The sequence below is a fragment of the Kitasatospora sp. NPDC003701 genome, from assembly GCF_053587085.1.
In genome coordinates, this window is record NZ_JBSFNM010000123.1 from 1 (window position 1) to 10,891 (window position 10,891).

The following is a 10,891-nucleotide window of genomic DNA, read 5'->3' on the forward strand; positions in this document are numbered from 1 at the left end:
GCGCCCGCAGGAAGGCGTGTTGCCACCGGGTGCCGTTCACGATGGCAAGCGCGTCGCTCCGGGTGTCGATCACGACGGACCCCCTGCCGGGTCCCGCGTGGTTCGTGTTGGGGCGGTCGCGGCGTAGTTGCAACTCCCTCTCGACCTTCCGGCGCGCCTCAGCGCGAACCTCACTCTCCAACGCGCAAGCTCCCCTCCTGGTGGTGCGTGGATAGCTCCGCCCGTCCCGCCGGGGGTGTCGCACGACGGACGGAGCCCTTCCCCTGCCTGGCCACTCCAGCCCCGGGCCGACGGGGGAGTCATCCGGCAGTCAGTGCCGGACGTTGGTACCCGCCCCGAACGCGTTCCCCATGACTGCTTCGCGCTCGGGACGGGGGTCTGTGGGTGTTACTCGGGCGGTGCAGCCACCTGTTCAATCCGCTGAAGGACTTCGAACTCGTCCGTGACGAGCAGCACCAACGGCGTGTCGTCAGAGAGGGAAAGCTCTCGGCGCACGCAGTTGGAAACGACCTTCGCAAGCTGCTCGTCGACGTCGACCGCCGCCACGAACGGGACGTTCCTCGCTCCCTCGATCTCCAGCTCGTACCCGACGGCCGGAACCACTTCCACGCGGACCTCACGCGGCCCCGGCCTGCGCCTCCGGCCGCAGACCTGAACGGACGCCTCCTCGGGGTGCCGCGTGACGTACTCCGGCGGCAGCAGGAAACCGAACCGGCCGCAACCGCAGCGCCATTCGGGAATGTCGTCCGTCTCTGCCCCGGTCAGCTCGACCGGGTTGCCGCACGGGCAGGTGGGGGAACCGCCGATCACGTCCGCGCCTTTCTTGGGGGTGCTGTTGCGCCTTCCATGAGTGCTGGCCACGCATCACAGCGCCGGTCGAGGGGGCGCCCCGGACGGGTCCGCCGGCTCAAGGGCAAGACCGGGCTTCAAGGGCTCGATCCGGTCCGGGTCGGTGGTCCACTCGCACCCACCACCGGGCGGTCGCAGGTGGACCGATCCGGCGTAGGTGCACATGTACTCGCCAATCTCGCCGGTCCGCTGGTCGCGCACCTTCTCGTGCTGCTTCGGGGTGTAGATGTTGCCCACCGCCGCCGCCTTCCGTCGCTGCTGTGCAGTGACTAGCCAACGACACCGGGTAGGCGAAGCGGTATACCTAGCGTCCCGACAGATGTACTGTCCTGAATTAATCGAGACAGCCCCAACTGTCCTGAATGACAGGCGGATTACGTGGCAGGAAGACCGGCATCGAAGCGGACACTCACCCCCGAAGCCTGGGCTTGGCTGTTGCAGAACACGAGGCTTCGGGCCGGCTACGCATCCGGCGCAGCCCTCTCGCGAGCCCTGAACCTTGATGACAGCTATGTACGCAAGTTCGAGTCGCTGGAGCGGCAGCCACCACGCGACTTCGCCGAACGGTGCGATGGGCTGATGAACACGGACGGGCAGCTCGTTGACGCGTGGGATGACGTCGACTGGTCGGCGGCCCCAGACCACCCCGACTGGTTCAAGTTCTTCGCGGGGCTCGAAGCGCGTGCCCTTCAGGTGCGGGAGTACAGCACTGGCCGGGTTTCGGGACTTCTTCAGATCCCCGCCTACACCCGTGCACTCTTCCGCTTCGCCAAGCCCCATGACGACAGCGACAAGATCGAGCGAGGAGTAGCTGCGCGAATCGGTCGACAAGCAAGGTTCCTTGTTGACAGGGGTGGCCCGTTTCTCGTGGTTGTCCTGGACGAAGCCGTGATCCGCCAACACGTGGGCGGTCCGCTTGTCATGCGCGACCAACTTCAACACCTGCTTGACATCCCCAAGCAGCACCCGAGCATCGTCATCCAAGTGGCGCCGTTCGCGCTGGGCGAGAAGACAGGTGCAACAGGCGGTTTCACCTTGCTGGAGCTGCCAGACGGAGAGCGCTGGGCGTACTCGGAGAGCATGAGCCGGGGCCATGCGGTAAGCGATCCGGCGACGATAGAGAAGCACATCCGGGCCTATGATCGGCTCAGGGCGGAGGCTCTGTCCGCCCAGGACTCCGCCCGTTTCATCACGAGCGTCATGAGGGAGCTAGTCAACGTGACTTCAATCCGTCCCATTGCTGTCAACTGGCGCCCCCCGCGTGAGTGGAAGACGGCTTCGTACTCTCAGGGTGACGGCGGGCAGTGTGTCGAAGTCGCCACCAACGTTGCCCAGGCCGAGCAGATCGTTCCCGTGCGAGACAGCAAGGATCGTTCCGGCCCGGAGTTGGGGTTCTCCCTCGCCGGCTGGTCGGCCTTCGTCGCCGGTGTCCGCGCCGGGGAGTTCGGCGCCGTCTGAACTGACCACGCAAACAGCCCCCGCCCCAACCACCCCGTGAAGGATGGTTGGGGCGGGGGCTGTTTCGACTCGCGGGAAGTCAGTCCCAGATGTCGGAATCATCGTCGGGTTCGGGTGCAACGATAGCGACCCGGGCACTGGGCGAGAGTCCCAACTCTCTGATATAGCGGGCAAGTTGTGAACGGTACTGTGCTGCGATGGTGGCGACGCCGTTCTTCACGGTCCCGCGCTCGGCGGTCACCATGAGGCCGCGCGCTGACAGGTCCCGCTCGGCCTGGTCGATACGGGCGACACAGACGCACAGATCCTTGACGGTTGTGTGGTCGACTTCGCCGAGACCGGCCGCGATCTCCAGCACGGGAACGATGCGGCGCCACTCCTCCGACGCCACCTCGCGGCACCGGGCGTTGGCGCCCTCGGTCTCGGCAGAGCGGGACGGGGTGAACAGCTCCCGCCAGTCCGGTTCTACGAGTACGGCGCGGGGAACGATCACCCCCTCTTTGATCTCTCGCTTGGACGGATTCCCTTCCCGCAGTCGCACGCTGGCGGGCACCGGTCGGTATCGGTCGGCCATTCAATCCCCTCTCGATGTCGTGCTCGGGATGCCGAACTGCCAAAAACGGTCACAGCTACGGCGTGAAAATCCGCGCTCCCTGCCGCGCTGGGCGGGTAGGGAGGGGAGTCCCCCCGGTGGGGGTCACCACAGGTCAGGGCCTCGGAGCGGCTTGACGCGCTCACTTGCCCACCCTCCGGGCTGGTGAACGGCCGTCTCGCGGCTGTGACACGACGTGCACAGCGGACGGAGCCGTGACCATGCATCAGGATCGGACACGCCTTGGGCGACCAGCGATCGGCGCGACTCGGGAAAGTGGTCAGCGACCACAGCAGCGCGAGCACAGAGCAGACACCACGGGTGCGCATAGATGAACGCCTGCCGGATGCGTGGCCAGCGAGGGCCGTACGCGCTGCCTCCCGGTGTGCCTCGCTGTGCGTCGGCCTCGGCCTGGTGCTTCGGGCAGCGTCCGCCCGTGGTCAGCTCGGGGCACCCGGGGACTGAGCACGGGGGGCGTGGTTTGCGTGGCATGAGGGACCCCTGATCTGACAATAGGTAGTGGACCGGTGACTTTTGGTTATGTCATGATCCGAATGGGTCGGCGCTGGGCTGACCGTGAAAGGGGCACGTCGTGACTGACGAGAGCAACACCGACGAGAGCAACACCGACGAGCGCCGCATCGTCGTCGGGACCGAGGCCGCATCTTCGGGGGTCTCGGCCGTCATCCAAGGCATCGGCGAGCACACTCCCGTTGTGGGTGGCGTCCTCGAAATTGATCCAAGCGTCAAGTAGCCACCCTTCCGGCAACCCCGGTGCGGACCGTTCAACTTCCGTGCCGGGGCGGCGTGCTGTCCGGCGCGGGGCACCCGAGTGCAGAGCACGGGGGCGTGGTCGTCTCGGCATGGGGCCTCCGAAGTAGGCAGACAGGTCCCGTCGATCACTCGATGGGATGAACAAGGGTCAGCCTCCAATGCTTTGGCCTTTCCGACGGCTACAAACTGTCGTGCACCCCTAACCCTGAAGAACGGACGGAACCAGCCATGAGCCTGGAAGCCACCCTCTACACCGATGCCGAATACCAGGGGAAGCAGGCTTCCCTCGGGCCTGGGCACCACGTTCTCGAAGACAACGTGGACAACCAGATCTCGTCGCTGCGCGTACCATCCGGGCTGCGTGTCACCCTCTTCAACAGGGACGACTTCACCGGCCCGAGCAGCCTCTTCACCAGCGACACCGCCAAGCTCCCGGCAGACATCAATGACCGTGCCTCCTCCGTCACCGTGGAAGAGGTCGGCAAGCGGCTCGGCTTGACCCGATTCCCCTTCACGTTCTCGCTCCCCCGCAAGGGCTAGTTGAGACCGATACGGGGCGCCGCCAGGACGGGCGCCAGCGGCCCGGGTACCGAGTACGTGGGCATGGCCTGCCGAGCATGAGGGCTCCACAGGCGGGCGCTTACTCGAACGGGTGACGGGTGCGCTGTGTCGACGCCGTGGCATGTCCGCTCCGTGCCAAGGTGATTCAGTCCAAGACGTTCGACTGAATGGAGTGTCGCAATGAGCGACGAGACGCTGATGGAGCAGCTTCAGCGGGAGGCAATCGAGAAGGCCAAGGCGGAACAGGCCAAGAAGAAGGCCGAGGGTGTCGAAGAGAAGGGGTACGACAAGGCGACCGGCGGTAGCGGCCAGGAGTCGCACCCTTCGCAGTGAGCGGTAGCTAGGCTCCGCTGGCACCTGTGGTCCACCTCGACCCCGGTACGGAATAGTCAACTTCCGTGCCGGGGCTTCGTGTTGTCAGAACGGCGTGCTGACCGCCCCGAAGTCCCGTGCTGTCTTGCCTCGGTGACACTCGCGGCACAGGGGCCACACGTTCTCGTCTGTGTCCTCGCCACCGAGGGCGAGCGGGGCCCGATGGTCCACGTCGACCAGCTCGGCGCCGAACGTCTCGCCACACAGCGCGCACCGCGCCACCCCCGCTCGGTCGACCCGCCGGCGAAGTCGCTCGGCGCCGCTGTAGTGGCGTGAGACCAGCCGTTGCAGTCGTCTGCGGGCCCGGACACTCGGGCGGGCTTCGTAGGCCGCGTGATGGGCCTCGCAGCGTCCCCGGTGGGTCGGTGCCTCGGGGCAGTCGATACAGCGCACGATGCCCCCTTGGTGGTGGCCAGTGCCCTGGATCAGGAGTTCCTAAGAATTCCTCATCCAGGGCATTGGCCGGTCGAAGCGCCCACCCCCGGGCTCGAACCGAAATGACAAGCGCCGTAGTTGGCGCACTGCCCCGCCGTTTGGGCTAGACGGGCTCTTGTGGCAGGCGAACCGCTCACCCCTGCCATGGGCACCCCGCGGACGCTCCGTCGGTGCCGTTCCTGTTGGCCCTGGCGCCCCTCGCCCTGCCTCACGACTCCGGCGGGATCACCGGCGGATTGATCGGCTCGCCGTCCGAACGCCTCGGGGTCACGTCCACGGCCAGCAGCCGGCCAGTCCTCGGGTCGCGCATCGGCTGAACACCCCGCGGCATCGGCGCGCCGCCATTGACTACCGGCAGGCCAGTTGGAGCATCCGACCACACAGGCCGACCCTGCGCGTCCCGGGGGAAGTGCGGATAGGTTCCGTCCGGCCCGGGGTCGAGAGCATCAACGGCCATGTCAGTCCGTCGCTTCGATGTAGGCGGTCCGCGTGGCGTCCAGCTCCTCGGCGTAGGCTGCGCCGATCTCAGCGGCCATGCGCTCGGTGGTCTCGATGAGGTCGTCCACCAGGCGCAGGTCATACATGCGCGGCTCCGGCACGGTGCCCTGCTGGCCGGTGGCGGACTGCGCGCGCTGGGCGGCGAGCATGATCTTCTCCCGCTTGTACCGCTCGGCCCTGGACGCCATGTAAGCCATGAACCACGGCTCCTCGGCGAGCAGTTCGACGAACCGTACCCGGTTGGCCTTGTCGGCGTCGCTGGCCTGCTGTGCACGCTCATGCCACGAAGCAGCGAACGCACGGTCGTACTCCGCCGCGCGCTCCGCACGACGGGCTCGCTCGGTCTCCTGGGCGGTTGCCAGGGCGGCTTCGGCCTCGGCGAGCGGGGCGGCGAACTTGTCGGCCTGGGCGCGGAGCTTGGCGAGCTTGTCGGCAGCCTTGGAAACGTCGGGGTTCATGGTCAGACCTCACGATCGGTAGGAGCGGAAACGTTGCGGCCGAGCTGCACGGCGGCGGCCTTCGCTATCTCGTAGTGGCCGAGCGAGATACGGGAGAGCGGGTTCAGCTGGTCGTACTGCTCGGGACGGTCGCGCCTCAACTCGGCAAGCCGCTCCATGGCGGCGCTGTACTGGAACGCGTCAGCGCGCAGACGGAGCTTCGCGGTCGCCCGGTCCTCGTAGATGTAGGTGTGACTGCCAGGGTTGCTCACGGTGGTACCTCCTGTAGGCCGCCTCTCGGCGGGCATGAGAAAGCCCCTGCCCGGGGCGCCGGGAAGGGGCAGTGAAACTGGTCTTGCAGAGAACGACGGGCTGCGGCAGAGGCAGAGCGTCGACTGTAGGACGGGCACTCGGCCTGTCGGTTCCGTCAGAGGGATGCGCGGTACGTACCGCCCCTACTGCTTTGGAGAGTGGGGCGATCTCCCGCAGCGTCGCGCTCACGTCAGCGAAGCGCGCGGCAGTCCCGCGCTCCGCCCCTCGGAACTAGAAGAGGGGGACGATATCCCGCGGCCCGCTGTGTAGTGCCGCCCGGGATGATTCGTTCCCGCCTCCTGTAGATAGAAGAGGGGGACGAATTCCCGCGGAGCCCGAGGGGTGGTGACGGGTGACGCAGGTGAGGCAAAATCTGTGTTCTCTATAGCACTGCGAGTCTAAAGAAAACCTGATTCACCCTCTCCAGCGTCACCCGTCACCACCCTCGCTGGTGCGCTACGCCGCCACGGCGGGATCGAGAGCCGTCTCGGGCAACCACAGGGGCGGAGTGTCCTCGCCCTCGGGTGTGGCAGTCCCGGGCTCGGCAAGTCGGACGGACGTACGGCTCGTAGCCGGGGCCGCGGGGCGGTTCTGGTCGCCGTCGACGCCCGCGGTGACCTCGGCCACGGGGTCGTGCTGAACCTCTGCCGTGATCTCGAAGCCCGTCGGGTGGTTCACGCCTCCCCGCTTCTTCATCCCCCTGCGCGGGAACAGCCGGATCACGACGCCGTGTTCCTCCAGCATCTCGCGCCGGGCAACGGTGTCGGCGGCGCGCCACTCCTCGGCCACGGTGCGGCCGGTGGGGACGGTGTACCAGCCGGCGGGTCGCTGGGGCTTCTTCTTCAACTCGGTGATCTTGTCCGTGATCCGCTTGTACTCGCGCTGGAACCACGCGGTGTCGTCCTCGGACTCGTACAGTCCGGCCTGTCGGTCGCCGCGCAGCCGCTTCTTCGCCGCCTCGTGCTCGGCTATCTCGTTGGCGATTCCGTTGCCCGGGTCAAAGACGCGTTGCATGAGCCGACCGGCCCCGAACCGGCCCAGGAACCAGGACTCCGCCTCAGCGTCCAGGGCGGCCACGCCGAAAGACGGAGCAGGCTTGCAATGCTGGGCGTCCTCCCATGCCAAGGTGTGTGCCCGGCAGCTCCAGGCCGGAAGCCGGACCCGCTTGCCGTCAACGACCCCGTCAACGGCACCGGCACGCTCGGCCATGTGGTCGCAGACACCACACTTCACCCGGTAGGACAACAGCGCGGTCCCCTTCGGCGCGGGCCGCTTCCTCGGGGCCTTGCGCTTCGGGCCGAGCTTGGCCAACAGGGCGTCGTGGGTGGCCCGGTCCCACAGGGGCGGCGCAATGCGGACGGGCATACCGTCGTCGCCGATCACGGCCCGACCACCGTGCATGAGGTAACCCATGGCGGCCTCGCTGATCAGAATCCGGACCAGGCTGTTCGGCCGCCAGGGCGCCCCCTTCGGCTCACGGCCGTACAGGATGGCCAGCCGGTCGGCCGGGTTGGGCACGCCCGCCCGCGCGAGCCGGTGGATCTCGGTCCACGGTGTGATACTCCCCGTCTCGTCCGACAGGATCCGCCGTGCAACCTCCCGAATCACCTTCGCCGACCCGGGGTCGATCTCGGTGTGCGAGATCTTCGCCATCGGCGCCGGACGCACATGCCGGTAGCCGTAACTCGGCTTGTGCGCCACCTGCCCGGCACCGCGGGCCCGCCGGGACTCCTGCCGGTTGCGCTCCCGAATGGAGCGGTGCTCCATCTGCGCACCGAACAGCTTGAGCGTGAACTCGCTCTCCTGGTTCGGATCCTGAAGATCCCAGACGCCCCGGTGGTCCGCGGTGACGAGAAGCTGTCCACGCCGGCTGGTGTCCCGCGCGAGAGTGAGACCTTCGAGCACATCACGGCCAATCCGGTCGACCGCGGACGCCACCAGCCCGTCAAAGGGGCCTCGCTCGCCGCGGAGCCACGGGCCGAGCTGGGGCCGGGTGTACGGGTCGGTCGCCCCCGAAACCTCCCAGTCATCGGCCCACCCGATGATGTGCCCGCCGATCTCCTCGGCTGCGTGAAAGTCGTACTCCATCTGCCGTGCGGGACTACTGGTCGACGCCCGAACCCGGGACAGTCGGCGGAGCCCGAGCAGGCACTTCCCGCACCCGTCGTACGCGGTCACTGGGGCTTCGGTTCCGGTGGGGTTCTTCGGTGTCATCGTTCCTCCGTTGCAGTTGGCCTCTACTGCTATGGGGAGGGGGACGATGTCCTGCACCTTGCTACGGGTAGAGCCCCTACCCGTTGACGAACAGCTCGTGCAGGGCGAGTTCGGCGTCGGAGATGACGTCCGGCGGCCAGTTGGAGAGGGCGAGGGCCTCACGCAGCTCGTGACGGGCGGCGGACCAGTCGGGGGGAGGGGTGTTGACGGCACGCACGAAGAACCTCCGGAAGGGGAGAGGGAGTTCGCGGCGGAGATGTGACCGTGAGCCAGGCCGCACATGGCTGCTCTGCGGCGCCCGGGCAGGGCATTACTGACACTCCGTCGTGTGATCGGTGCAACACTGAGAGTAGGGGGATCGATGGCAGACTTGCAAGCAGATCGTTGAGACTCAGGAGTTGCGTCACTCGTTGGTGGCGTCGCAGGTGGCTCGTGCGCGAGACTGCGCTGACAGGGAAGGACAGCCGTGGGGTACAAGGGGCCGATCAGCCAACGACAGCGCCGATTTGGCGAAGAGTTGCAACGACTGCGTTTGGCGGCAGGGCTGTCGGCAGCGGAGGCCGGGGCGCTGGTGGGCATGGGCGGTCCGGCGGTGAGCCACACCGAGGCCGGTCGCATCACGCTCAATGCAGAGCGGCTTGAGATCTGGCTCGACGCCTACGACTGCACCGATCCCGCCTTCCGCGCCACGCTTGCAGAGATGGGGCGGAGTACAGGCAAGGGCTGGTGGACGGCATACGAGGGTCAGGTGCCGCCGCTTGCTCTGGAGCTGGCGGAGGTCGAGGGGAGGTCCGTGCGCCTGGACAGCTACGACACGCTCTATATTCCTGGGGTTCTTCAGCTACCCGCGTATACGGAAGCCATTTACGAGGATGCCTACCGCGATGGCAAGTGGGAGGTTGCGGCCTCAGTTCGATTCCGCATGGATCGCCAGCGTATTCTCATCGATGGCAAGCAACGCCAATTTCGGTTCGTAATCCATGAGGCGGCGCTGCGCATGCGATTCGCTGGCGACTCTGTCATGAGGGCCCAGCTGCTTCACTTGCTCGAATCGGCGAAGCTCCCCAACGTCGAAATTCAGGTACTGCCGTTCTCCGCGCCGAAGCATGGTCCGTTGTCGGCGTCGTTCCTCTTCTGCGACCCGGGCTGCACCGATCTATCAACGATCGTTCTGGCAGGTCCCAAGCGAGCCGAACACCTCGGCGACCCGGTCGATGTTGCGGCCTACCGGCAAAAGTTCATGCAACTGCGTGACATCGCTCTTCCTGCTGTTGACACCAGTGATTCCCTGCGAGAGCTCCCTTCCCGTGACTCATGGGGGCTTATCCAGCACCTTCTCTACCTGCTACAGACCTGAAAGGCACGCAATGTTCCACCTCTCTTGGCAGAAGTCATCGTTCAGCGGCGCGGAGGGCGCCGACAACTGCCTAGAACTAGCCGCCGGAGTTGATGGTCGTCGTCACCTGCGCGAGTCCTCCGACCCGGAGGTCGTCGTCACGATGGATGCCGCAAAGCTCCGGGCATTCATCCTCGGGGTCAAGGCCGGCGAGTTCGACCACCTCATCTGAACTGCACAGGTACAGAGGCGGGGCGGCCAGGAGGCCGCCCCGCCTATCGCAGTTGGGATGGGGAGTCCATGACACGGGGTATGCCTGGGGGAGTCATCTGCCCCAGAGCTGAAAGGCACCCGATGTTCCATCTCTCCTGGCAGAAGTCCTCCTACAGCGAAGGTGAAGGCTCCAACAACTGCCTCGAACTGGCCTCTGGCGCCGGCGACCTGCGCCACCTTCGCGAGTCGGACGATCCTGACGTCATTGTCACGACAGACGCCGCCAAGCTTCGCGCCTTCATCCTCGGGGTCAAGGCCGGCGAGTTCGACCACCTCATCTGAACTGCACAGGTGCAGAGGCGGGGCGGCCAGGCGGCCGCCCCGCCTATCGCAGTTGGGATGGGGAGTCCATGACACGAGGTATGCCTGGGGGAGTCATCTGCCCCAGAGCTGAAAGGCATCCGATGTTCCATCTCTCCTGGCAGAAGTCGTCGTTCAGTGGCGGGGACGCTGGCAACTCATGCGTTGAACTCGCGCTCGGGTCTGGCGACCTGCGCCACCTTCGCGAGTCGGACGATCCTGACGTCATTGTCACGACAGGCGCCGCCAAGCTTCGCGCCTTCATCCTCGGAGTCAAGGCCGGCGAGTTCGACCACCTCATCTGAGCCGTACAGGGTTGGCCGCCCCGGCCGCGACGGTCCGGTCGCGGCCGGGGCGAGGTGCTTCAGTTCCTCGTGGTGGTGGCTCGATGGATCGCCGGTCACCGCATCGGCTCCGAGAGCGCGATGCGGTCATGGGTGTGGCGGTCGAGGAGCGGCAGTCCGCCCCGGCTGAACAGGA

The 10,891-nt window shown here is 66.6% G+C and carries 17 protein-coding genes; 8 read left to right on the plus strand and 9 right to left on the minus strand.

The window, feature by feature from the left end; translation table 11 throughout:
• The 3 genes from ACWDRR_RS43500 to ACWDRR_RS43510 all read right to left on the minus strand — a co-directional run.
• Positions 1-181 (minus strand): hypothetical protein (locus ACWDRR_RS43500; RefSeq protein ID WP_449777885.1); only part of this gene is annotated, 181 nt, incomplete at its 3' end.
• 206 nt (positions 182-387) lie between these two features.
• Positions 388-861 (minus strand): hypothetical protein, encoded by a 474-nt coding sequence (locus ACWDRR_RS43505; protein WP_449777886.1) that lies wholly within the window; start codon positions 859-861, stop codon positions 388-390.
• 3 nt (positions 862-864) lie between these two features.
• Positions 865-1,086 carry a hypothetical protein gene (locus ACWDRR_RS43510; protein WP_449777887.1) on the minus strand — a complete coding sequence of 74 codons (222 nt, stop codon included), beginning with the start codon at positions 1,084-1,086 and terminating at the stop codon, positions 865-867.
• Positions 1,087-1,284: 198 nt separating this feature from the next.
• Between ACWDRR_RS43510 and ACWDRR_RS43515 the strand changes: the two genes are divergently transcribed.
• The gene (locus ACWDRR_RS43515; protein ID WP_449777888.1) at positions 1,285-2,307 is read left to right on the plus strand and encodes a Scr1 family TA system antitoxin-like transcriptional regulator; all 1,023 of its coding nucleotides are present in this window, start codon (positions 1,285-1,287) and stop codon (positions 2,305-2,307) included.
• A gap of 79 nt (positions 2,308-2,386) precedes the next feature.
• Here ACWDRR_RS43515 and ACWDRR_RS43520 read toward each other — a convergent pair whose 3' ends face one another.
• On the minus strand, positions 2,387-2,881 hold the full coding sequence (locus ACWDRR_RS43520) for a phage terminase small subunit P27 family (RefSeq protein WP_449777889.1): 495 nt from the start codon (positions 2,879-2,881) through the stop codon (positions 2,387-2,389).
• Between the two features lie 610 nt (positions 2,882-3,491).
• Here ACWDRR_RS43520 and ACWDRR_RS43525 point away from each other — a divergent pair.
• From ACWDRR_RS43525 to ACWDRR_RS43535, 3 genes are all read left to right on the plus strand, one after another.
• The gene (locus ACWDRR_RS43525) at positions 3,492-3,653 is read left to right on the plus strand and encodes a hypothetical protein (RefSeq protein WP_449777890.1); all 162 of its coding nucleotides are present in this window, start codon (positions 3,492-3,494) and stop codon (positions 3,651-3,653) included.
• Positions 3,654-3,901: 248 nt separating this feature from the next.
• The gene (locus tag ACWDRR_RS43530; RefSeq protein ID WP_449777891.1) at positions 3,902-4,213 is read left to right on the plus strand and encodes a peptidase inhibitor family I36 protein; all 312 of its coding nucleotides are present in this window, start codon (positions 3,902-3,904) and stop codon (positions 4,211-4,213) included.
• A 201-nt stretch (positions 4,214-4,414) separates the two neighbouring features.
• On the plus strand, positions 4,415-4,567 hold the full coding sequence (locus tag ACWDRR_RS43535) for a hypothetical protein (RefSeq protein ID WP_449777892.1): 153 nt from the start codon (positions 4,415-4,417) through the stop codon (positions 4,565-4,567).
• 84 nt (positions 4,568-4,651) lie between these two features.
• Here ACWDRR_RS43535 and ACWDRR_RS43540 read toward each other — a convergent pair whose 3' ends face one another.
• The 5 genes from ACWDRR_RS43540 to ACWDRR_RS43560 form a co-directional block, all read right to left on the minus strand.
• Positions 4,652-4,999 (minus strand): HNH endonuclease, encoded by a 348-nt coding sequence (locus ACWDRR_RS43540; RefSeq protein ID WP_449777893.1) that lies wholly within the window; start codon positions 4,997-4,999, stop codon positions 4,652-4,654.
• Positions 5,000-5,499: 500 nt separating this feature from the next.
• Complete coding sequence (locus tag ACWDRR_RS43545) at positions 5,500-5,997, minus strand: hypothetical protein (protein ID WP_449777894.1); 498 nt, start codon at positions 5,995-5,997, stop codon at positions 5,500-5,502.
• A 2-nt stretch (positions 5,998-5,999) separates the two neighbouring features.
• Positions 6,000-6,248 (minus strand): hypothetical protein, encoded by a 249-nt coding sequence (locus tag ACWDRR_RS43550; protein ID WP_449777895.1) that lies wholly within the window; start codon positions 6,246-6,248, stop codon positions 6,000-6,002.
• A gap of 496 nt (positions 6,249-6,744) precedes the next feature.
• The gene (locus ACWDRR_RS43555) at positions 6,745-8,502 is read right to left on the minus strand and encodes a recombinase family protein (RefSeq protein ID WP_449777896.1); all 1,758 of its coding nucleotides are present in this window, start codon (positions 8,500-8,502) and stop codon (positions 6,745-6,747) included.
• A gap of 76 nt (positions 8,503-8,578) precedes the next feature.
• On the minus strand, positions 8,579-8,719 hold the full coding sequence (locus tag ACWDRR_RS43560) for a hypothetical protein (protein WP_449777897.1): 141 nt from the start codon (positions 8,717-8,719) through the stop codon (positions 8,579-8,581).
• A 249-nt stretch (positions 8,720-8,968) separates the two neighbouring features.
• On the opposite strand from ACWDRR_RS43560, the gene ACWDRR_RS43565 reads away from it, so the two are divergent.
• From ACWDRR_RS43565 to ACWDRR_RS43580, 4 genes are all read left to right on the plus strand, one after another.
• On the plus strand, positions 8,969-9,859 hold the full coding sequence (locus tag ACWDRR_RS43565; protein ID WP_449777898.1) for a helix-turn-helix domain-containing protein: 891 nt from the start codon (positions 8,969-8,971) through the stop codon (positions 9,857-9,859).
• A 10-nt stretch (positions 9,860-9,869) separates the two neighbouring features.
• Positions 9,870-10,070 (plus strand): DUF397 domain-containing protein, encoded by a 201-nt coding sequence (locus tag ACWDRR_RS43570; RefSeq protein ID WP_449777899.1) that lies wholly within the window; start codon positions 9,870-9,872, stop codon positions 10,068-10,070.
• A 122-nt stretch (positions 10,071-10,192) separates the two neighbouring features.
• A complete protein-coding gene (locus ACWDRR_RS43575; protein WP_449777900.1) occupies positions 10,193-10,393 on the plus strand; it encodes a DUF397 domain-containing protein in 201 nt (66 codons plus the stop codon).
• A 122-nt stretch (positions 10,394-10,515) separates the two neighbouring features.
• Complete coding sequence (locus ACWDRR_RS43580; RefSeq protein WP_449777901.1) at positions 10,516-10,716, plus strand: DUF397 domain-containing protein; 201 nt, start codon at positions 10,516-10,518, stop codon at positions 10,714-10,716.
• Positions 10,717-10,891 lie beyond the last annotated feature (175 nt).

What these genes read in the sequence shown, in the direction of transcription:
- ACWDRR_RS43520 (WP_449777889.1), bottom strand. Translation starts at nt 2,881, where the DNA reads ATGGCCGACCGATACCGACCGGTGCCCGCCAGCGTGCGACTGCGGGAA.
- ACWDRR_RS43530 (WP_449777891.1), top strand. Translation starts at nt 3,902, where the DNA reads ATGAGCCTGGAAGCCACCCTCTACACCGATGCCGAATACCAGGGGAAG.
- ACWDRR_RS43535 (WP_449777892.1), top strand. Translation starts at nt 4,415, where the DNA reads ATGAGCGACGAGACGCTGATGGAGCAGCTTCAGCGGGAGGCAATCGAG.
- ACWDRR_RS43545 (WP_449777894.1), bottom strand. Translation starts at nt 5,997, where the DNA reads ATGAACCCCGACGTTTCCAAGGCTGCCGACAAGCTCGCCAAGCTCCGC.
- ACWDRR_RS43555 (WP_449777896.1), bottom strand. Translation starts at nt 8,502, where the DNA reads ATGACACCGAAGAACCCCACCGGAACCGAAGCCCCAGTGACCGCGTAC.
- ACWDRR_RS43570 (WP_449777899.1), top strand. Translation starts at nt 9,870, where the DNA reads ATGTTCCACCTCTCTTGGCAGAAGTCATCGTTCAGCGGCGCGGAGGGC.
- ACWDRR_RS43575 (WP_449777900.1), top strand. Translation starts at nt 10,193, where the DNA reads ATGTTCCATCTCTCCTGGCAGAAGTCCTCCTACAGCGAAGGTGAAGGC.
- ACWDRR_RS43580 (WP_449777901.1), top strand. Translation starts at nt 10,516, where the DNA reads ATGTTCCATCTCTCCTGGCAGAAGTCGTCGTTCAGTGGCGGGGACGCT.